Genomic DNA, 21369 nt, shown 5'->3' on the forward strand with positions numbered 1-21369 from the left:
CCTTTACGAAGCCACGAGGCGTCTGTCGAGGGTGGTCAGGCTGTCGGCCTTGCCTTCGACGCCATAGATCCGGGCGCGGTCGACGGTGGCGCGGGCCCATTGGGAATGGGTGGCGGGTTCGCACATGATCTGATCGACCTGGAACACCGCCGGGGCATCGACGGCCAGCACCCGGTTGGCGATTTCCAGGTCTTCTTCGGCGACCCGGTACTGGCGTTCGATCTGCCCGACCTGGAAGGGATGGATGGCGGCCTTGCCGACCAGACCGTGGTCGAGGTCGCGGGAGACCTCTTCGCGCAAGGTGGCGAGATCGCCGAAATCCTCGAAGACCGGCGCGGTCAGGGCGAAGCCGAAGGGGCGGAAGGCCGCCACCAGCGCCGCCATCACCGGACCCGCCGCCGTGTCATAGATGGTTTTTCCGGCGCGCCGGCGGATGCCCAGAAGATTGAGGATGTCGTTGCCGCCGATGCGCAGCGCCAGGATGCGGTTCTTCAGGCCGGGGCCCGACAGAACGGTTCTGAGATCGCGCAGGGCCGTGGCGTCGAATACGTCGAGGGTCTCCAGGGTCGGCATCAGCATGAAGCGGGGCGGCACCAGGGTGGCGCAGGCGATCATCGAGTCCGGCGTGGTCTTGGGCAGGACGAAGCCGTCGATCCGCTCGATCCCCTTCATCGCCAGGATCCTACCCAGCACCTCGATATTGCGCGGGCGGATGAACACCAGGGGGCGGCCGTCCTCCAATTTGGTCAGGCATTCGGCCAGATTGACCAGGGCGGCATCGACCTGTTCGGCCAGGATGCTGTCCTCGGTGCACAGGATCACCGATTTCAAGAAGGGATGGCGATGGCCATTGGCGATGGCCGCGAGGTCGGAGCGGGTGGCCGGCACATAAAGGCTGGCGCCAAGCCGCAAGGCGGAGATCTGTTCGGTCATGCGTCACCCAGGGTCTTGATAATGGCGCAGGCGCTATAGGGAAGATCGGCCAGGGTCTCCACGGCGATGCCCTTGCTTGACGCCAAAGCCACCAGGTGGCCGACATCGCCGTCTTGGGGATCGCGCAGGAACAGCCGTTCGGGCATGCGGCGAAGCAGGGCGCGGGTGGCTTCTCCGATGCCCGGCTTGACGCGGTTTCTATCGGTGATCCCCGTCCTTTGCATCATGGCTTCGACGAAGGCGGTCGAGATGGCGGCCGCGCGCGCGCGGTCCGTCGCGCTCCAATCGGCGGCCCTCGCCCGTGGAAGGTGATCGCGCACGTCGTTCATTTGCTCATCCACATACCATCGGCTCAAATCCAGATCCGCCAGATCATCAAGGAGCATGCACCCATGGAAGTTCCCCGGCGCGATAAGATCGTCTGACAAAACCGTGCGGCTGATCAGCCCGGAGATGATGCCGTTGAGGATCGCCGAGGGGATGACGTAATCCTCGTCCCCCGCCGCGAGGGTGGCGACGCCGGCCAGATCCGACAAGACGCATAGCGGCGCGCCGGTCAATTGGGGGAAGTCGCCGGCCATCGCCCGCGCCAGCTCGCCACCGATCGCCCCCTTGCCGGTCCAGCCATCGACGAAGACGATCGACGCCGGATCATGGCGGGCAAGGATCGCCGCCATCGCCAGCGGATCGATGCCCCGGTCGCGGATGATCGAGACCGAGTAATGAACGGCCATCCGCCCAAGGGCGACGAGGGCGCGGCGCAGCAGCACGCCGATCGGGGTGCCGGCGCGCGCCAGACTGACAAGAACGATCTCGCCGTCCTCGCCGCGCGCCGCCAGGGCCTTGGCCAGACGGGCCACGTCGCGGCCGACGCGATCGCGATTGGCGGCGAAGGCCTGATGGAAAACGGCCATATACTCGGGCGAGGGCGGCTTTTCGCGGGCGAGCATCTCGGAGTAGTGCTTGCGGCCGCTTTGGATCAGGGCTTCCTTGGCGGCGACATCGACGAAATCGACGACCACCGGGGTCAACAGGAAGGTCACGTCGGCGGGGTCGTAGCTGCCGCTGAAGCCGAGGGGAAAGGCGCTCATGCCGCGCTGTCCGCCATCGCCGCGACGGCCGGCCAGGTCGTGTTCAAAAAACCCAGGATCTGCGAGCGCGACGGGGTGAGGGCGTAATCGCACAAGGACATGAAGCCCAGGTCGGTCAGGCTGTCGCCAAAGCCGATGGTCAGCAGCGGCCCGTCGCCCAATTGGGTTTCCAGGAAAAAGGCGACGGCGGCGCGCTTGCCCAGGAAGGGCGGCAACAGCGCCATGTTGGCGCCGTTGAGATGCGTCGTCCACCCCTCGGGGACGGCGGGGGCCAGGGCCTGGGCCAGACGGGCGGTTTCCTCGGCCGATCCGCCGTTGTGCTTGATCGACAGGTAAAGCGCCAGTTCGGCATCGTGGATGATGTGGTGGCGGGCATCGACGCCGGTTCGCGCCAGGACTTGAGCGACCATATCGTCAAGCAGCTCCATCACCCGGGCCGTGGCCTGGGCTTTCTGGCTCATCTGACGATGCCATTCGGGATGGGGCAGGCCGTCGGCGCCCAGGATCACGCCGCCAAACGAACAGATGGCGCGCGGGCCGAGGGGCAGGGTCACCCGCCGGAAGGCCTCGACGCTGCGTCCGGTCACCGGCACGATCACGGCGTCGGCGCTCAGCCACTCCAGGAAGGCCACCTGCCGCGTCGACTGGAAGGACAGCGGCTTGCCGTCCTTGTCGAGCGCCGCCAGGGTTTGGGCGCCCGGGTTTTTGCGCGCCGTCTGGAACAAGGTGTCGTCGAGATCGACGAAAACAACGCGCCTCATGTCCGCGGGCCCCCGATGGCATTGAAAAAAACCGGTTCGGCGCCCAGGGCGGCGATCAGGGCCGTTTGGGCGGTCGATGGTGGCGTCTCGTAGCAGACCAGAACGCGGTCGTAGTCTCCCGGACGGGTGGAATACAGAAAATTGGGAATGCCGTCGCCATAGGCGTCGGCGAAGTCGATCACGCCGTCGATATCGCCGCCTTCCAGGATCGGCGAGCGGGTGGTCGCCTGCACCCGGACATCGGCGCCCATCGCCGACAGCCGGCGGGCGAGCTGAAAGGGCGGAAAGACGAATTCGCCGGTGCCCAGCACCAGAACCCGCTCGCCGGCCTTCGCCCTGATCGCCAGGGCGGCGGCGGGTAGCGGCCGGGGGCGGCGCAAGCCAAGGCGCCCCCAGTTCACCGGGATCAGATCGTCCTTGAAGGCGCCGTCGCCGGTGACATTGGGCATGGCCGGCGGGGTGACGGTGCGCGCCTCGAAGGTATAGCCGCCTTCCAGAAGGGAGACGAAGGTCGTGGGCACCGGCATGGCCGCCGTGATCTCGGCCCGCTTCGCCGCGCCCATCCAGTCGGTGATGGTGACGCAGACGATCCGGGCGAGGTTGGGCATCGCGGCGCGATTGGCTTCGACTAGGGCGACGAAGGTCGCACCGGTCGAGGCTTCGTCATCGACGAGCACCAGGGTCCGGCAGGCGGCGCAGAGGGCGCGATCAAGGGCGGCGGCGGGCTGGTGGATCAGGTGGCTGGTGGCGTGGCTGTGGCTTTCCTCGAAGGTCGACAGCAACCCCTGACGCAGCCGGTAGCGGGTCGAATGGATGAACAGCCCGTCCTCGCGGCCGCTTCCCCCCCGCCACGCTTCGAAAACCCCCTGTCCCAGGCAGATGGCGGTTTCGGCCATGCCGATGGCGACGACCGGTCCGGGAAGATTTGCCGGCAGCTTCGCCGCCAGCCGGCGGTGAACCATCCTCATCACCTGGGGGCGGACGGGCAGATGCCGCCCCAGCACCTTGCTGACGAACAGGAAGGGGCGCTTGGGGTTGCGCCGGCTGGCGAAGCCGCAGAGCGCGCCCAGGGGAAGATCGCTGCGCGCCACCGCGACATGAAGGTCGCCCCCCGCCAGGGCGATCGTCTGCGAGAGGGGACTGTCGATGAACGTCATGGGGCGTGGCTCCAACGATCTTCGGCGGGATCGCTTTGGCAAAAGGGATGAGGGCAGATCTTTGATCTCGAAAGGAGACGGTTTTATTGCGATAGGCGATCGATATGATTTCGATGACGGCGCAACGGTAATAAAAAGTACGATTTTACTTTAAAGATACTAAGCACGATAGCGTTTCGCCTCCGTATCCGTTCTCTCCTTAAGCTATCAAGCCCGCCCTGTCCATTCAAGGAGCGGATGAGGGGCGCCCCTGACGGGGGCGCCGCCTAAGGAAGGCCGCCGCCGCGCCGATCTTCCCCCTTTTTCCACGCCTTCGCCGCCGGGGTGACGCCCGCCAGAAATCCCCCGGTTCCCGGGGGATGGGGCCGGCGGGCTTGGGTGCGTTGCGAAATATTTTATAGATCCCACAAAGAAAGGAACTGTCATTAGCACGACAAATTTTTACCATATAAAGTCAAAATTGTACAATTGACCAATAAAGCCCCAGGTGACTAGTCTCTGCCCAAGGTCAACAACAAAAGCGGATGGGGCGGGGGACTATGAAAAAGATCCTGATGTTGGCAGGAGATTTTTCGGAAGACTACGAGGTTATGGTCCCGTACCAAGCCCTGGAGATGTTGGGTTTGAGGGTCGATGTAGTCTGTCCCGGTAAACGGAAGAACGATCTTCTGAAAACGGCCATCCACGATTTTGAGGGCGACCAGACTTATACGGAAAAACCGGGTCACCTGTTTCGGCTGACCGCCTCGTTTCTGGATAGCGATCCGGAAGACTACGCGGGGCTGTATCTGACCGGAGGACGCGCCCCGGAGTACCTGCGGCTGAACCGCGAGGTTCTGAGCATCGTGCGCGGCTTCATGGGCAAGTCCTTGCCCGTGGCGGCGATCTGCCATGGCGTGCAGATCCTGACGGCGGCGGATGTGGTGCGCGGCAGGAGGGTAACGGCATATCCCGCGGTCAAGCCGGAAGTGGAGATGGCTGGCGGGATCTATGTCGAAGTCAAAGCGGAGGACTCCGTGGTTGACGGCAATCTGACGACGTCGCCCGCTTGGCCGGGACACCCGGCCCTTCTGCGCGACTTCGTTCGGCTTCTGGGCGTGAGGGTTCTGGTCTGACAGGACTTTCCGGTACAGGCCCGGTGGCGAAAAGCGGATCCGTAAAAATCCCTATGTGGAGGATGTCATGATCGAAAAAGGTTTCTCCAAGCCGACCGATCGGGTTATGCGGCTGAAGAACGAAATTCTCAACGCCAAGCCCTATGTCGAGTCCGAGCGGGCGGTTCTGGTCACGGAAGCCTATAAGGAAACGGAAGGGCTGCCGGCCATCCTGCGCCGCGCCAAGGCCGCCGAGAAGATCTTCAACAATCTGCCGGTGACCATCCGCAACGACGAGTTGATCGTCGGCGCCATCACCAAGAACCCGCGTTCCACCGAGATCTGCCCGGAATTCTCCTACGACTGGGTCGAAAAAGAATTCGACACCATGGCCACCCGTCTGGCCGACCCCTTCCTGATCCCCAAGGAAACCGCCAAGGAACTGCATGACGCGTTCCTGTATTGGCCGGGCAAGACCACCAGCGATCTCGCCTCTTCCTATATGTCGCAGGAAGCCAAGGATTGCATCGCCTCGGGCGTGTTCACCGTTGGCAACTACTTCTACGGCGGCGTCGGCCATGTCTGCGTCGACTACGGCAAGGTTCTGAAGATCGGCTTCCGCGGTATCATCACCGAAGTGGTCCAGGCCATGGAAAAGATGGACCGGATGGACCCGGACTACATCAAGAAGCAGCAGTTCTACAACGCGGTGATCATCGCCTATACGGCGGCCATCAATTTCGCCCACCGCTATGCGGCGAAGGCCCTGGAACTGGCGCAGAACGAAGCCAACCCGACCCGCAAGGCTGAGCTGCTTCAGATCGCCCAGAACTGCGCCCGCGTTCCCGAGAACGGCGCCACCACCTTCTATGAGGCCTGCCAGTCCTTCTGGTTCGTTCAGTGCCTGCTTCAGATCGAGTCCAGCGGCCATTCCATCTCGCCGGGCCGCTTCGACCAGTACATGTATCCCTTCCTTTGCGCCGACAAGAGCATCGACAAGGGCTTCGCCCAGGAACTCGTCGACTGCATCTGGATCAAGCTCAACGACGTCAACAAGACCCGCGACGAAGTGTCGGCCCAGGCCTTCGCCGGTTACGCGGTGTTCCAGAACCTGTGCGTTGGTGGTCAGACCGAAGGCGGCCTGGATGCGACCAACGAAATCTCCTACATGTGCATGGAGGCCACCGCCCACGTCCGTCTGCCCGCGCCGTCGTTCTCGATCCGCGTCTGGCAGGGCACGCCCGATGATTTCCTGCACCGCGCCTGTGAAGTGGTCCGCTTGGGCCTTGGCGTGCCGGCCATGTACAACGACGAAGTCATCGTTCCGGCCCTGCAGAACCGCGGCGTTACCCTGCACGACGCCCGTAACTACGGCATCGTCGGCTGCGTGGAGCCCCAGTGCATCCACAAGACCGAAGGCTGGCATGACGCCGCGTTCTTCAACGTCGCCAAGGTTCTTGAGATCACCCTCAACAACGGCAAGGCCGGCGGCAAGCAGCTTGGTCCGGTGACCGGCGAGTTCACCAGCTTCCGCAACATGGACGACCTCTACGCGGCCTTCCAGAAGCAGATGGCCTACTTCGTCCATTATCTGGTCGAAGCCGACAACTGCGTCGATCTGGCCCATGGCGAGCGTTGCCCGCTGCCCTTCGTCTCGGCCCTGGTCGACGATTGCATCGGTCGCGGCAAGTCCCTTCAGGAAGGCGGCGCCATCTACAACTTCACCGGTCCCCAGGCCTTCGGCGTCGCCGATACCGGTGACTCGGTCTATGCCATCCAGAAGAACGTCTTCGAAGACAAGAAGATCACCCTGGCCGAGATGAAGGAAGCGCTCGACGCCAACTTCGGTCTGCCCGTCGGTGGCTCCGCTCCGTCGGCCGGTGGCGATTTCACCGAGGAGCAGGTGTTCGCCGCGGTCCGCAAGGTCCTGAGCAGCAACGGCTCGATGGATGTCTCGGCGCTCAAGGGTGAAGTCTACCGCACCCTGTCGGGTCAGGCCGCTCCGGCCGCCGGCGGCTCGTCGACCAAATACGACGCCATCCGCCGCCTTCTCGATGCCAGCCCGGCCTTCGGCAATGACATCGACGACGTCGACATGGTCGCTCGCGAATGCGCCCTGATCTACTGCCGCGAAGTCGAGAAGTACACCAACCCGCGTGGCGGCCAGTTCCAGGCCGGTATCTACCCGGTGTCGGCGAACGTGCTGTTTGGCAAGGACGTGGCGGCTCTGCCCGATGGCCGTCTGGCCAAGGCTCCGCTGGCCGATGGCGTCTCCCCGCGTCCCGGTCAGGACGTCAAGGGCCCGACGGCGGCGGCGAATTCGGTGGCCAAGCTCGACCACTTCATCGCCTCCAACGGTACGCTCTACAACCAGAAGTTCCTGCCGTCGGCCCTGGCCGGGGATGCCGGACTTCAGAACTTCGCCTCGCTGGTCCGCAGCTACTTCGACCACAAGGGTATGCACGTCCAGTTCAACGTCATCGATCGCCAGACGCTGCTCGATGCCCAGCTTGAACCGGAAAAGCATAACGACCTGGTCGTTCGCGTCGCCGGCTACAGCGCGCAGTTCGTCGTCCTCGCCAAGGAAGTGCAAGACGACATCATCAGCCGCACCGAGCAGACCCTCTAGCGGCAAACCGGGTTTCGTCCCCCCGGACCAGTCCGGGGGGACGGCCTCCAAGAAGCGGGGTTTTTCGCCAGACGGGGATCCTTCCCCCGGCGGCGGGCCAACCTCGCCAAGGAATGCGGGAAAGACAGGCGGCCATGACCGGACTACAGCGCTTCTTCCTGAAAACCGAAATCGTCTTCGGACCAGGCATGTTCGACCGCCTGGAGGCCTTTCGCGGGCAGCGGATCGGTATCATCACCGATGCCTTCATGGTTAAATCGGGCATGGTCGACCGGGTGCGGGCCAAGCTTCCTCCCTGTGAGATCAAGGTCTTCGGCGAGGTGGTGCCCGAACCGCCGCTTCAGAACATCGCCCAGGGCGCGCGTTTCCTCGCCGATTTCAAACCTGACGCCATTTTGGCTTTGGGCGGCGGATCGGCCATCGACGCCGCCAAAGCGATCTTGGCCACCTTGCGGGAAATGGAGCCGTCGCGCTCCATCGTGATGATCGCCGTGCCGACGACCAGTGGAACCGGGTCCGAGGTGACGTCTTACGCGATCATTTCCGAGCCGGAGCGGGGGATCAAACACCCCCTGCGCTCCGAAGAGATCATCCCCGATATCGCGCTGCTCGACCCCGAACTGGTGATGAGCGTTCCGCCGAAAGTTACGGCCGATACCGGCATGGACGTGATCACTCACGCGCTTGAAGCCTATGTGGCGCGTGAAGCCAACGACTTCAGCGACGCCTTCGCCGAAAAGGCGCTAGCCCTTGCCTTCGCCCATCTGCCCACGGCCTTCGCCAACGGCAATGATGTGGTGGCGCGCGGCGCTTTGCATAACGCGTCGTGCATGGCCGGCATAGCCTTCAGCGCCGCGGGCCTGGGCCTCAACCACGGTTTGGCCCACGCCATCGGTGGCAGGCTGCACATTCCCCACGGCAAGATCAACGCCATGCTGTTGCCGCTGGTGATCGAATACAACGCCGGCACTCGGGGCGAGTTCGGCCCCTGTCTGCCCGCCGCGACCCGCTATGCGGAAGTGGCCCGCCGTCTTGGCTTGGAAGGGCCAAGTGTTCGGGCCGGCGTGAAAAGCTTGGCGCAGGCCATATCCCGTCTGAACGCGCAATTCGGCATCCCGCCGACCCTGCGCGCCCTGGGTGTCGATCTCGACGAGGTGGCACGTTACGGCGCGGCGATGGTCCAGGGAACCCTGGCCGACAGCTGCACGGCAAGCAATCCGCGAAAGCCTACCCCGGACGACGTGGCCGAGCTGATCGGCGCGGTTACCGGTTGAGAGTCTCGCCTTCCCGCCAGCGGGAACCAGCGATCCGACAGTGAACACTTGAGAACAAGACGAGGGAAAAACGATGCAACAAGAAGCCTTGGGCATGGTGGAAACCAAAGGACTGGTCGGTGCGATCGAAGCGGCCGACGCCATGGTGAAATCGGCGAACGTGGTCCTGATGGGCTACGAGAAGATCGGCTCGGGTCTGGTGACCGTGATGGTTCGCGGTGACGTGGGCGCGGTGAAGGCGGCGACGGATGCCGGCGCCGTGGCGGCCTCGAAGATCGGTGAAGTCGTGTCCGTCCACGTCATCCCGCGGCCCCACACCGAAGTGGAAAAGATCCTGCCGCGCGGCCTCTCCGCTTCGGCGGCCCAATAAGCACCCCGATCAGGACAGGAGGGATTTGCCGTGAAAGACGATCTAGTCGAAAGACTCCTTGGCGAAGTCATTAAGAAGATGGGCGGCAGCGAGCCCCAGGCCCCCGCCGCGCCCACGCCGGCCCCCGCCGCGCCCACGCCGGCCCCTGCGGAAGCTCCCAAGGCGTTTGGCGCGCTTGGCGGCTGCGGTCTGACCGAATTCGTGGGAACGGCGATCGGCCACACCATTGGTTTGGTCATCGCCAATGTGGATCCGCTGCTCCACGAAAAGATGAAGATCAACCCGAAGTACCGCTCCATCGGCATCATCGGCGCCCGCACCGGTGCCGGCCCGCATATCTTCGCCGCCGACGAAGCCGTCAAGGCGACGAACAGCGAAGTGGTGCTGATCGAACTGGCCCGCGACACCGAAGGTGGCGCCGGTCATGGCTGCTTGATCCTGTTCGGCGCGGAAGACGTGTCCGACGCCCGTCGGGCCGTTGAGGTGACCCTGAACGAAGTGCATCGCACCATGGGCGATGTCTATGGCACGCCGGCCGGCCATCTGGAATTCCAGTACACGGCGCGGGCCAGTGGGGCGCTGAACAAAGCCTTTGGCGCTCCGCTCGGTCAGGCCTTCGCCATCACCGTCGGCGCTCCGGCGGCCATTGGCGTGATGCTCGCCGATACGGCGGCCAAGGCCGCCACCGTCCAGGCCGTCGGCTACGCTTCGCCGGGCAACGGCACGAGCTTCAGCAACGAGGTCATCTTCATGTTCACCGGTGACTCTGGCGCGGTGCGTCAGGCCGTCATCGCCGCGCGCGACGTTGGCAAGACGTTGCTGGCGACGCTTGATCCCAGCGAGATCAAGTCCACCACCACGCCGTACATCTAACGGCTTAGGGGAGGAACCACCATGGCGCAACTGAGCCTCGGGCTGATCGAGACGATCGGCCTCGCAGCAGCCATCGAAGCCGCCGACGCGGCGGTCAAATCGGCCAATGTCGCGCTGGTGGGCTACGAGTTCGCCCGCGGCGACGGCATGACGGTCGTCAAGGTCCAAGGCGATGTCGGAGCCGTCAATGCCGCCATCGCGGCGGCGGCGGTGGCGGCGGCCAGGGTCGGCCGGGTGGTTTCCACCCGGGTGATCGCCCGGCCCGCCGCCGGCATCGACGGCCTGATCGTCAACCGCGATACGGTCGGCGTTCCGCCCCGCGTGGTTTCCGCCCCCGCCGCCGAGCCCACGGGCGACGCTTCCCCGTCGGCGGCAACGTCCTCCCCGGCGCCGATCGACACCCCCCTTCCGCAGCCCGTCCCGACGCCGCAAGCGCCGTCGGCCGCGGCGACGGTGGACGAGGTGCCGACCCCGCCGGTGATGGACGAAACGCCGGCCCCGCCGGTGGTGAACGAGACGCCGGCCCAGCCGGCGGTGGACGAGACGCCGGTCAAACCGGCGGTGGACGAGACGCAGACGCACGGCGCGGAGCGGACCGCTCCGTCGCCATCCCGTCAGGGCAAGACGGGCGGCCGCCCCACGGCTGGCAACAACGGCAAACCGCGTAACAGGCACGACGCCTAACAGGAGAACGACGATGAGTGGCGAAGCATTGGGTATGGTCGAGACCAAGGGTCTTATCGGGTCCATCGAAGCGGCGGACGCGATGACCAAATCGGCCAACGTGACCCTGATCGGGTACGAGAAGATCGGTTCGGGCCTGGTGACCACCCTGGTCCGGGGTGATGTCGGCGCGGTCAAGGCCGCCGTCGACGCCGGCGCGGCCGCCGCCGAGAAGGTCGGCACCTTGGTGTCCAAGCACATCATTCCCCGCCCGCATTCGGACGTGGAACGGATTTTGCCGCACCTCGGCTAAGGCGTTTGAATCGGGCGGCCCGACAAACCGGGCGGGCCGTCTGATTTTCCTTGGGTTTCTGACGTATTTCGGAAGTGTTGACGGCGGTAATCATGGAACTGAAACACGACACCATCGAGCGGATCATCCGCGAGGCGCTCGCCCAGATGAGCGCGCAAGGGATCGCCGGCGCGGGTTTGTCGGTCGAGGCTCCCGCCTCGAATATGTCAGTCGAGGCTCCCGCCTCTGGCAAGCCCCCCCAACGCGATCCGTTTCTGGTTTCGATCGGCGTTTCCAACCGGCACATCCACCTGTCGCGCACGGATATGGACGCGCTGTTTGGGCCGGGATCGCAGTTGACCCGCAAAAAGGCCATGAAGCAGCCCGGGCAGTTCGCCGCCGAAGAGACGGTGACACTCAAGGGGCGCAAGGGCAGCCTGACCAAGGTTCGCGTGCTTGGGCCGCTGCGCAAGGAAACCCAGATCGAGGTTTCCGTCGCCGATGGCTTCACGCTGGGCATCACCCCGCCGCTGCGCATGTCGGGCCACCTTGATGACACGCCGGGCGTGGAGATCATCGGGCCCCAGGGCAGCGTCACGCGCGATCGCGGCGTGATCGTCGCCCTGCGCCACATCCACATGCCCCCGGAAACCGCCGCGTCGCTTGGTCTTCGCAACGGCGAGGAAGTCGACGTCGAAGTTGGCGGCGAGCGGGGCGGCGTGCTGCGCAAGGTGGTGGTCCGCGCCGCCGAGGCCTCGGCCTATGAGATGCATATCGACGTCGAAGAGGCGAACGCGCTGTGCCTCAAGAACGACGATCTGGTCCGCATCCGCAAGATTTGAGCCGAAGGGCCCGCGCGGCCTTGCGAACGGGGTGAACGCCATGAACCACACGAGTGCCGATACGACGCTACGGGCCTTCGCCCAGCTGATCGCCGAGGGGACCTGTCTTCCGGCCGAAGAGCGGGCGCCCGGTCCGCTGAAGACCGGCGTGGATCTTGGTACGGCCAATATCGTGCTGTCGGTGGTCGATGCGAACAACCGCCCGGTCACCGGCGCGATGTTCCCCTCCACCGTGGTTCGCGACGGCATCGTCGTTGATTACGTCGGCGCCGTCAGCGTCGTCCGTCGCCTGAAGGCGGAGCTCGAAGACCGCCTTGGGTGCCCGCTGACCTTCGCCGGCACGGCCATTCCGCCGGGCATTCTGGCTGGCAACGTCAAGGCGATCGCCAATGTGGTGGAAGCCGCCGGCTTCGAGGTCGCCGATGTCAGCGACGAGCCGACGGCGGCGTCGCGGGTGCTCGGCTTGCGCGAGGGTGCGGTCGTCGATGTCGGCGGCGGCACCACCGGCATCAGTATCCTGAAGAACGGCGAAGTCGTCTTCACCGACGACGAGGCCACCGGCGGCACCCATATGACCCTGGTTCTGGCCGGCGCCCATGGCGTGTCGTTCGAAGAGGCCGAGGCCATGAAGAAGGATACGGCCGCCGCCCGCGATGTCTTCGCCGTGGTTCAGCCAGTGGTCGAAAAGATGGCCTCGATCGTCAAGCGCTGCCTGAAGGGCTATGACGTCGAAACGGTCTATGTGGTGGGCGGCGCTTGCACCTTCGATCAGTTCGAGCAGGTCTTCCGCAAGGAGATCGGCCTGACCATCGTCAAACCGGCCGAACCGCTGCTCGTCACCCCCTTGGGCATCGCCATGTACGGCGCCACGCCGGGGGAGGGGGCGTTATGACCGACCAGGATCTGGAAGAGATCATCACCCAGGCGCTGATCGAGTGTTTGGCCGATCGCTTGGTTGAAAAGCTCCGCGCCCGTCAGAAAACCGCCCTGGTGCTGTTCACCGGAACCGATCTTGGCCTCGATAAGGCCCTGGCGGCGCTGCGCGCCTTGCGCGAGGCCGATTGGACCTTGCGCTTCGTGCTCTCCACCCAGGCCCGCCGCCTTATCACCAGTGACCGGCTGGGGGAGTTCGCCGCCCAGATTTGTGACACCGAGGTCGACGCCGACGCCGACGCCCTGCTCAACGGCTGCGCCCGGGTTCTGGTGCCGACGCTTTCGGTCACCACGGCGGCCAAGGTCGCCGGCGCCATCGGCGACAGTCTGGCCTCGCGATTGCTGACCCGGGCCTTGGAACGCGGCCTGCCGATCATCGGCGCCTTTGACGGTTGCTGCCCGGATAATCCGGCCCGCCTGGCTCAGGGGTTTCTGGTGAACGACGCCTATAAGGCGCGGCTGCGCGCCAACCTCACGGCCTTGCGCGACTATGGCATCGGTCTGGTTCCGGCCGGCCGGCTGGCGGCCGCTGTGTTGGGCGGAACGCCCACGGCTGTGTTGGGCGGAACGCCCACGGCCCTGATACCCCAGGCTGCCCCTACCACCAACGCCGCCCCGCCGGTCGCGCCCATCGTGACGGCAAGCCCTGCCGGGACGGAGGGCGGGAAGCGGATTTTCAGCCGGAGCGATGCGGTGCTGTGGCGCGAGAGCGAGCTGCGGCTGGGGCGCAACGTCTTGGTGACCCCGCTCGCCGTCGAAGAACTGCGCAGTCGCAACATTCGTCTGATCCAGGCATAGGCGGGCTAGGCACATGTATCTCGGCAAAGTCATCGGAACCGTGGTGTCCACGAGCAAGAACGAGTCGCTGTCGGGAACGAAGCTGCTCGTCGTGGCCCGGCTGACCGAAAAACTCATCCCCGACGGCTCGACCCAGGTCGTCGTCGATACGGTGGGCGCGGGCAACGGCGAGATCGTCATCGTCTCGTGCGGCAGTTCCGCCCGCCAGTCCACCGGCAAAGACCATTCGGTCATCGACGCCGCCGTCGTCGGCATCGTCGATACCGTTGAAACCGTGAATTAGGGAGGCAGCGGTGAACGCTTCGGCACAAGACATCGATCGCATCTCCGTCGCGGTGCGGACTGTTCTGGCCGAGATCGGCCAAACGCCCGCCGCCCTTGGCCCCCTGGGGCTGAAAGACGCCCAGCGGCTGGCCGCCCTGGCGGCGATCAAGGCGGCCGAGATCGCCGTTCCCGTGGTCATCGCCGTCGCCGATGTCAGCGGCGGGCTGATCCTCGTCCACCGCATGGATGGCACGCTGCCCGCAAGCATCGATATCGCCATCAACAAAGCCTTTACCGCCGCCGCCTTTCGCACGGCGACCCACGATCTTGGGGCGCTGGCCCAGCCCGGACAGCCGCTTTACGGCATCCAGAGCACCAATCAGGGCCGGGTGGTGATTTTCGGCGGCGGATTTCCCTGTCGTTGCGGCGGACCTTTGGCGGGCGCCATCGGCATCAGCGGCGGCACGGTCGAAGAAGACATGCAGATCGCGTCCTACGCGCTGCGGATGTTCCTGGAAGAATCAGGGTTCTGCCCTGAAGGAGAGAAGTGATGAATGACGGACAGATCGCCGCCGCCGTGGCAAAGGTTCTGGAAGCCTATGGCGTTCCCGCCGACCCGTCTGCGGCCGCTCCCGCCCCGGCCGCGCCGGTCGCCCCGGCCGCGCCGACGGCCGGAAGCGTTTCCGAGATGATCGCGCGCGGCATCGCCAAGGCGTCGAGCGACGATCAGATCGCCCAGATCGTGGCCAAGGTGGTTGGCGACTATAGTGCCCAGGCCGCCAAGCCGGCCGTGGTCCCGGGCGCCGCCGCGTCGACCGAGGCCGGCGATGGGGTTTTCGACACCATGGACGCCGCCGTCGACGCCGCCGTCCTGGCCCAGCAGCAGTATCTTCTGTGCTCGATGACCGATCGCCAGCGTTTCGTCGACGGCATCCGCGAGGTGATCTTGCAAAAAGACACCCTGGAGCTGATCTCGCGGATGGCGGCCGAAGAGACCGGCATGGGCAATTACGAGCACAAGCTGATCAAGAACCGCCTTGCCGCCGAAAAGACGCCGGGCACCGAGGATCTGACCACCGAGGCCTTCAGCGGCGATGACGGCCTGACCCTGGTCGAATACTCGCCCTTTGGCGCCATCGGCGCCGTCGCGCCCACGACCAATCCCACCGAAACCATCATCTGCAATTCCATCGGCATGCTGGCCGCCGGCAACAGCGTGATCTTCAGCCCCCATCCGCGGGCGACGAAGGTTTCCTTGCTGACCGTGAAGCTGATCAATCAGAAGCTGGCCTGCCTGGGCGCCCCGGCCAATCTGGTCGTCACCGTCAGCAAGCCCTCGGTCGAGAACACCAACGCCATGATGGCGCATCCGAAGATCCGCATGCTGGTCGCCACCGGCGGTCCGGGGATCGTCAAGGCGGTGATGTCGACGGGCAAGAAGGCCATCGGCGCCGGCGCGGGCAATCCGCCGGTCGTCGTCGACGAGACCGCCGATATCGAAAAGGCCGCCCTCGATATCATCAACGGCTGTAGCTTCGATAACAACCTGCCCTGCATCGCCGAAAAAGAGATCATCGCCGTCGCCCAGATCGCCGATTACCTGATCTTTTCGATGAAGAAGCAGGGCGCCTATCAGATCACCGACCCCGCCGTGCTGCGCAAGCTCCAGGACCTCGTCCTGACGGCCAAGGGCGGTCCGCAAACCTCCTGCGTGGGCAAAAGCGCCGTCTGGCTGCTCAACAAGATCGGCATCGAGGTTGATAGCAGCGTCAAGGTCATCTTGATGGAGGTGCCCAAGGAGCATCCCTTCGTGCAGGAAGAGCTGATGATGCCGATCCTGCCGCTGGTCCGGGTGAGCGATGTCGACGAGGCCATCGCCGTGGCCATCGAGGTCGAGCACGGCAACCGCCACACCGCCATCATGCATTCGACCAATGTGCGCAAGCTGACCAAGATGGCCAAGCTGATCCAGACGACGATCTTCGTGAAGAACGGCCCGTCCTACGCCGGTCTTGGCGTGGGTGGCGAAGGCTATACGACCTTCACCATCGCCGGCCCCACCGGCGAGGGTCTGACCTCGGCCAAGTCGTTCGCGCGCAAAAGAAAATGCGTGATGGTCGAAGCGCTCAACATCCGCTGATCGCCGCGATTGGGCGCCCCGGTCCCCCCGGGCGCCGCCAAGACCCTCTTTAGGGCGGAGGCCTGTCCGCCGCTCTAAAGACGATGAACCGGGGCCCCCGCCCCGGTCCCCCCGCCCGAGGGAGTCATCTCCCCCCGGTCTCCCTCGGGCGGCGTCCCTCCCAGGTCGTGGAGAACCCCGGCATGAACATTCGGATCATCAACGCGCCGCTGCCCGAAGTCGTCGACATGCTCGAACGTCGGATGCGGCCCGAGGCGCGCGAGCGCTTGCGCGAACAGCGGTTCGATGCCGTCGGCGTCATGCAGACCACCGTCGCGGACCTGTTCTACTACGCCGATATCGCCGGCAAGGCGTCCAACGTCTTCACCGTCGAGCTGTTTGGCAGCTGTCCGCAGCATGTTTCGACCCTGGCCTTTTTCGGGGAAACCTCCGCCGTTCGTCTGGCCATGCACGCCATCGAGAACGACGCGAAGGCCTTTTGAGAGCGCGGCCCGCAGGATCATTCCGGCCGCCGCCCAAGAAGACGTCAATCGAGGATACGCCAGCATGAGCGAGATCAAATACGACCAAGAAGGGATCGTCTTCGACATCCAGAGGTATTCCATTCATGACGGCCCGGGGATTCGCACGATCGTTTTCCTGAAAGGCTGCCCTTTGGCCTGCCGGTGGTGTTCCAACCCCGAATCCCAGCGCTTCGACGCCGTCTTGATGTACAAGAAGTCGAGCTGCGTCGGCTGCGGCAAATGTATCGAGGTTTGCAAGGCCGGCGCCCTGTCGTTTAGCAATCCCGAGTTCATCGACCGCGACAAATGCGTGCGCTGCGGCGCCTGCGCCAATGTCTGCCTGCCCGGCGCCCTGACCATGAAGGGCAAGGGCATGACGGTGTGGCAGGTCATGCAGGAGCTGCAAAAGGACGCCATCAATTACCGCCGTTCGGGCGGCGGCATCACCCTGTCGGGGGGCGAGCCCCTGGTGCAATCGGCCTTCGCGCTGGAACTGCTCAAGGCCTGCAAGGACAAGGGGTGGTCCACGGCCATGGAAACCACCGGCCACGCCCCCAAAGAGGTGGTCGAGCAGGTCATGCCCTTCGTCGATCACGCCCTGGTCGATCTGAAATCGATCGATCCGCGGGTGCACGAGAGCCAGACCGGCGTCGCCAATCGGCTGATCCTCGAGAACGCCATCCGCATTTCCCAGCTTTCCCCCAATACCGTGGTGCGGGTGCCCGTCGTGCCCGGAGTCAACGACAATCAAGCCGCGATCGAGGCCATCGGTCATTTCGCCAAGCTGATGCATGGCGTCAATACCATACATCTTTTGCCCTATCACACGTATGGGGAGAACAAGTATGCACTTCTCGGCCGTGAGTATCCAATGGGTGACACCAAGGCATTGTCAGAGAAGACGGTGGAATTGTTGAAGGGTGTCGTTGAAGGCCTAGGGTTGCGTTGCGTGATCGGCGGCTAAGAATACTGGTCTGTTAGCGTTGATGAATCATTGGACTTGGAGGGGTGGATGCGTGCATATTGCGTGACTTCGGAATCAGTTACGGAAGGCCACCCCGACAAGGTTTGTGACCAGATTTCCGACGGCATCCTTGATGCCTGTCTGGCGCAGGATCCGGCGGCGCGGGTGGCGGTGGAGACCCTGGTTTCGGGCAACACCGTTTTTATCGCCGGTGAGATAACCACAACGGCGCGCCTGGACGCGGTGCGCACGGCACGGGAGGTAATCGAAGATATCGGCTATGCCGATCCGGCCCTTGGCTTCGACAGCGGGAGCTGCTTCATCCTGACCAATTTGCGCACCCAGTCCCCCGATATCGACCTTGGCGTCTCGCGCGGCGCCGAATTGGGCGCGGGCGATCAGGGCGTGCTCTACGGCTATGCCTGCGATGAGACGGCGAGCCTTATGCCCGCCCCCATTCACATGGCCCATGGTTTGTCCCTGCGTTTGGCGGCGGCCCGCCATGGGGGGGTGCTGCCCTGGCTGCGCCCCGACGGCAAGACCCAGGTGACGGTGCGCTACGACGGCGAGGGCCGCCCCGAGGCCCTGACCAGCGTCATCGTCTCGACCCAGCATGACGAGGGGGTGGACCGGGAAACCCTGGTGCGCGGCATCATCGAAGCGGTGATCTATCCCGAGGTCGGTGGCTGGCTGAAGCCCGAGACGCGGGTGCTGATCAACCCGACCGGGCGCTTCGTGATCGGCGGTCCGGCCGGCGATACCGGGGTGACCGGCCGCAAGCTAATGGTCGATACCTATGGCGGCTGCGCCCGGCACGGCGGCGGGGCGTTCTCGGGCAAGGATTCGACCAAGGTCGATCGCACGGCGGCCTATATGGCGCGCTATGCGGCCAAGAACGTGGTGGCGGCGGGACTGGCCCGGCGCTGCGAGGTCGCCCTGGCCTATGCCATCGGCGAGCGTTTGCCTGAAATGGTCTCGGTCGAGACCTTCGGAACGGAGACCATCGATGTCGACCGCCTGACGGCGGCGGTCCGTGAAACCTTTCCCTTCTCGGTTTCGGGGATGATCGCAGCCCTCGATCTGCGCCGGCCGATCTTTCGCAAGACGGCGGCATATGGGCATTTTGGTAGGGAAAACAAAGGCTTCCAATGGGAGAAGACCGACCGTGTTGACGCCTTGCGCGCTGTTTGCGGGCTGTGAGTTGATCTGATCGGACGGGGCTGGACCTGGAGGAGCCAAAACAAAAAAGAGGATGCGGGGAATGAACGCGTTGCGCCTTGAAGATCTGATCAGCGTGGAAATGCTGCAGAAGGTGCAGGATAATTTCAGCGCCGCCGTGGGCATCGCGATGATCATCGTCGACGAGCGCGGCACCCCCGTGACCCGGCCCAGCAATTTTTCCGCCTTCTGCCAGACCATCAGAACCTCGGCGGCGCGGCGCGATCAATGCTTTCAGTGCGACGATGACGGCGGTCGCCGCGCCATGGCGATGGGCGAACCCAGCATCTATCAATGCCACTGCGGACTGGTCGATTTCGCCGCGCCGATCATCGTGCGCGACCAGTATCTGGGGGCGGTGATCTCCGGTCAGGTCCGCCTGCGCCAGGGCCACGAGGTCACCTTGGAATACATCGCGCCGCCCGATGAGTCCTGGCGCCAGGACGCCCATCTGATCGCCCTGCGCGAGAAGATCACCGAAATCCCCTATGTGAAGCTGCGTTCGGCCGCCTATACGCTCTATCACCTCGCCGCCTATCTGGTGGAGGAGAGCTATTCCAACGCCGTCAGCCAGGAACTGAGCGCCAAGAACCTGAAGCTGATGGAGGAATCAAAGCGTCGGGTGGAACTGGAAAAGTCGCTGCGCGAGGCCGAACTCCAGGCTTTGTCCTATCAGGTCAATCCGCATTTCCTGTTCAACGTCCTTAACACCATCGGCCGTCTGGCGCTGAAGGAACACGCGCCGAAGACCGAGGACATGCTCTACGCCTTCGCCGACATGATGCGCTACGTGCTCAAGAAAAGCCGGTCGCAGATCGTCTCGCTGCAGACCGAGGTCGGTCATGTGCGCAATTACCTGCATATCCAGAAGGTGCGCATGGGCGACCGTTTCACCTTCACCATGGATGTGCCGGCCAAATACGACGGCATCTTGTGCCCCTTCATGGTTCTTCACCCGATCGTCGAGAACAGCATCAACTACGCCATCGAGCCCCATGAGGCCGATGGGCGGATCGAGATCACCGCCCGCGATGACGGCCTGAACATGATTTTGCGGGTGGTCGATAACGGCGATGGCGTCTCGCCCGAGTTGGTGCGCGCCGCGCTGGACGGAGTGGCCGAACCCCATGGCCGCACCAGCATCGGCCTGCACAATGTGGACAGCCGTCTGCGCCATTTCTTCGGCCCCGACTATGGGCTGACGGTCGAAAGCCCAGCCACTCCGGGGGGGCGGCACGGTCGTCGAGATGCGCTTTCCCCTGGACTTCGATCCCTGCGGCACCTGAACGCCTGCGCCGAGGAGAGACGGCTATGTACGGCATTGTCATTGTTGAAGACGAGGAACTCGAGCGCCAGGCGCTGCGCACCATTCTAACCGAGAATATCGACGGCATCCGCATTCTGGGCGAAGCGCGCACCGGCACCGAGGCGGTGGCGCTGATCGACAGCTGCGAGATCGATCTGATGCTGGTCGATATCAATATTCCCAATCTGAACGGCCTGGAGGTCATCCGCCATCTGCGCGACCGCCATGCCGATACCAAGGTCATCATCACCACCGCTTACGATTACTTTGAAACGACGCGGACGGCGATCCAGCTCAAGGTCGATGAATATCTGCTCAAGCCGATCCGCACCCAGGCGCTGGTCACCACCATCCAATCGTGCATCGGGCAACTTGGCGCCGGGCGGCAGTGCCGGGAACTGGTGGGGCGCATCGCCGATCTGGTCGAACAGGATGGCTATCAGGAAGGCGTCACCCTGGTGCGCCGCCATATCGAATGGATCTGCACCCAGCGCGGTCATGTCCCCCGCGATCTGATTTTGGATTTCGCCGGGGCGCTGGTGGCGCTGGCCCGGGACAAGGGGCTGCGCCTGCCCGACGCCCTGACCCAGCAGATCGGCCAGTTGCGAACCATGCCACTGGACGCCCAGACCGGCTATCAGGCGCTTGGCACCTTTTTGGGGGTCGTCGACCTGCTGTTCGATGTGACCGGCGAGCGTTTTGGCTATTCGTCCAATACGGTGAAGAAGGTTCTGAATTATATCGAACGCAATCTCACTAAAAGGATCACCCTGGAAGACGCGGCGGAGTATGCCAATATCAGCCCGTCTTATCTAAGCCGGATGTTCAAGAAAACGCTGAACGTCAACTTCATTTCCTATCTGACAACCCGGCGGATCGAGCTTGCCAAGGAAACCCTGATCGGCACCGAGCGCCCGATCACGGCGATTTCCCAGGAATTGTCCTATAGCGACGTCAATTACTTCTGCAAATCCTTCAAAAAGGAGGTCGGCGTTTCGCCGACCGAATACCGCCGGCAATCCCGGCTGGCCCAGGGCGCTCCGCCGCCCCGCGAAGCGGCCCTCGCCACGGGGTAGGGCGCAGGCCTTTGGACACCGGGTTGAAATCACCGCGTTAAGGGACTCCCCTTAACGCGGTTTTATTTTGCGGCAAAGGCTGTCAATAAAAACCACGGCGATTGAGATTTTCTGTATAAGTAATTCTAGTCGTTAAAAACTAAGGAAGGACAAAAATTTACCAATAAAGGACAAATCTGTCATGTTGA

General features: G+C 64.0%; 22 protein-coding genes. 18 read left to right on the forward strand and 4 right to left on the reverse strand.

Features of this window, described 5'->3' with window-relative positions; all coding sequences use genetic code 11:
- Nucleotides 1-3 precede the first annotated feature (3 nt).
- The 4 genes from RRU_RS04700 to RRU_RS04715 are packed head-to-tail and all read right to left on the reverse strand — an operon-like array spanning nt 4 to nt 3942.
- Nucleotides 4-933, reverse strand: a complete 930-nt coding sequence (locus RRU_RS04700) for an HpcH/HpaI aldolase/citrate lyase family protein (protein ID WP_011388653.1) — start codon at nt 931-933, stop codon at nt 4-6.
- On the reverse strand, nt 930-2024 hold the full coding sequence (locus RRU_RS04705) for a cysteine protease StiP family protein (RefSeq protein ID WP_011388654.1): 1095 nt from the start codon (nt 2022-2024) through the stop codon (nt 930-932). Before RRU_RS04705 ends, RRU_RS04700 begins: the two co-directional genes overlap by 4 nt.
- Nucleotides 2021-2785 (reverse strand): hypothetical protein, encoded by a 765-nt coding sequence (locus RRU_RS04710; protein ID WP_011388655.1) that lies wholly within the window; start codon nt 2783-2785, stop codon nt 2021-2023. The genes RRU_RS04705 and RRU_RS04710 overlap by 4 nt, the downstream gene beginning before the upstream one ends.
- A complete protein-coding gene (locus tag RRU_RS04715) occupies nt 2782-3942 on the reverse strand; it encodes a phosphoribosyltransferase domain-containing protein (RefSeq protein WP_011388656.1) in 1161 nt (386 codons plus the stop codon). The genes RRU_RS04710 and RRU_RS04715 overlap by 4 nt, the downstream gene beginning before the upstream one ends.
- Before the next feature lie 539 nt (nt 3943-4481).
- On the opposite strand from RRU_RS04715, the gene RRU_RS04720 reads away from it, so the two are divergent.
- The 18 genes from RRU_RS04720 (at nt 4482) to RRU_RS04805 (ending at nt 21181) form a co-directional block, all read left to right on the forward strand.
- On the forward strand, nt 4482-5057 hold the full coding sequence (locus RRU_RS04720) for a DJ-1/PfpI family protein (protein ID WP_011388657.1): 576 nt from the start codon (nt 4482-4484) through the stop codon (nt 5055-5057).
- A gap of 67 nt (nt 5058-5124) precedes the next feature.
- Nucleotides 5125-7665: a glycyl radical protein gene (locus RRU_RS04725; protein WP_011388658.1), complete on the forward strand. Its 2541-nt coding sequence runs from the start codon at nt 5125-5127 to the stop codon at nt 7663-7665.
- 134 nt (nt 7666-7799) lie between these two features.
- Nucleotides 7800-8939: a 1-propanol dehydrogenase PduQ gene (locus RRU_RS04730; RefSeq protein WP_014626060.1), complete on the forward strand. Its 1140-nt coding sequence runs from the start codon at nt 7800-7802 to the stop codon at nt 8937-8939.
- Between the two features lie 73 nt (nt 8940-9012).
- Complete coding sequence (gene pduA / locus RRU_RS04735; protein WP_011388660.1) at nt 9013-9309, forward strand: propanediol utilization microcompartment protein PduA; 297 nt, start codon at nt 9013-9015, stop codon at nt 9307-9309.
- 30 nt (nt 9310-9339) lie between these two features.
- Nucleotides 9340-10182, forward strand: coding sequence for a propanediol utilization microcompartment protein PduB (pduB, locus tag RRU_RS04740; RefSeq protein WP_011388661.1), 843 nt, complete (start codon nt 9340-9342; stop codon nt 10180-10182).
- Nucleotides 10183-10203: 21 nt separating this feature from the next.
- Entirely contained in the window at nt 10204-10866 is a 663-nt protein-coding gene (locus RRU_RS20180) for a BMC domain-containing protein (protein ID WP_011388662.1), read from the forward strand.
- 13 nt (nt 10867-10879) lie between these two features.
- On the forward strand, nt 10880-11158 hold the full coding sequence (locus RRU_RS04750; protein ID WP_011388663.1) for a BMC domain-containing protein: 279 nt from the start codon (nt 10880-10882) through the stop codon (nt 11156-11158).
- A gap of 92 nt (nt 11159-11250) precedes the next feature.
- Nucleotides 11251-11979, forward strand: a complete 729-nt coding sequence (locus RRU_RS04755; RefSeq protein ID WP_011388664.1) for a phosphate propanoyltransferase — start codon at nt 11251-11253, stop codon at nt 11977-11979.
- A gap of 40 nt (nt 11980-12019) precedes the next feature.
- Complete coding sequence (eutJ, locus tag RRU_RS04760; protein WP_011388665.1) at nt 12020-12871, forward strand: ethanolamine utilization protein EutJ; 852 nt, start codon at nt 12020-12022, stop codon at nt 12869-12871.
- A complete protein-coding gene (locus RRU_RS04765) occupies nt 12868-13710 on the forward strand; it encodes a hypothetical protein (RefSeq protein ID WP_011388666.1) in 843 nt (280 codons plus the stop codon). The genes eutJ and RRU_RS04765 overlap by 4 nt, the downstream gene beginning before the upstream one ends.
- Before the next feature lie 13 nt (nt 13711-13723).
- Nucleotides 13724-13993 (forward strand): microcompartment shell vertex protein GrpN, encoded by a 270-nt coding sequence (locus tag RRU_RS04770; protein WP_011388667.1) that lies wholly within the window; start codon nt 13724-13726, stop codon nt 13991-13993.
- Between the two features lie 10 nt (nt 13994-14003).
- Complete coding sequence (locus tag RRU_RS04775; protein ID WP_011388668.1) at nt 14004-14525, forward strand: GlcG/HbpS family heme-binding protein; 522 nt, start codon at nt 14004-14006, stop codon at nt 14523-14525.
- Nucleotides 14525-16114 carry an aldehyde dehydrogenase family protein gene (locus RRU_RS04780; protein ID WP_011388669.1) on the forward strand — a complete coding sequence of 530 codons (1590 nt, stop codon included), beginning with the start codon at nt 14525-14527 and terminating at the stop codon, nt 16112-16114. Before RRU_RS04775 ends, RRU_RS04780 begins: the two co-directional genes overlap by 1 nt.
- A 182-nt stretch (nt 16115-16296) precedes the next feature.
- Complete coding sequence (locus tag RRU_RS04785; RefSeq protein WP_011388670.1) at nt 16297-16596, forward strand: BMC domain-containing protein; 300 nt, start codon at nt 16297-16299, stop codon at nt 16594-16596.
- 64 nt (nt 16597-16660) lie between these two features.
- Complete coding sequence (locus tag RRU_RS04790) at nt 16661-17581, forward strand: glycyl-radical enzyme activating protein (RefSeq protein ID WP_011388671.1); 921 nt, start codon at nt 16661-16663, stop codon at nt 17579-17581.
- 48 nt (nt 17582-17629) lie between these two features.
- Nucleotides 17630-18781 carry a methionine adenosyltransferase gene (gene metK / locus RRU_RS04795; RefSeq protein WP_011388672.1) on the forward strand — a complete coding sequence of 384 codons (1152 nt, stop codon included), beginning with the start codon at nt 17630-17632 and terminating at the stop codon, nt 18779-18781.
- A 61-nt stretch (nt 18782-18842) separates the two neighbouring features.
- Nucleotides 18843-20174, forward strand: a complete 1332-nt coding sequence (locus RRU_RS04800) for a sensor histidine kinase (protein ID WP_011388673.1) — start codon at nt 18843-18845, stop codon at nt 20172-20174.
- Nucleotides 20111-21181, forward strand: coding sequence for a response regulator transcription factor (locus RRU_RS04805; protein WP_011388674.1), 1071 nt, complete (start codon nt 20111-20113; stop codon nt 21179-21181). The genes RRU_RS04800 and RRU_RS04805 overlap by 64 nt, the downstream gene beginning before the upstream one ends.
- The last annotated feature ends 188 nt before the right edge of the window (nt 21182-21369 follow it).

The sequence above is a fragment of the Rhodospirillum rubrum ATCC 11170 genome (genome assembly GCF_000013085.1).
GTDB lineage: Bacteria > Pseudomonadota > Alphaproteobacteria > Rhodospirillales > Rhodospirillaceae > Rhodospirillum > Rhodospirillum rubrum.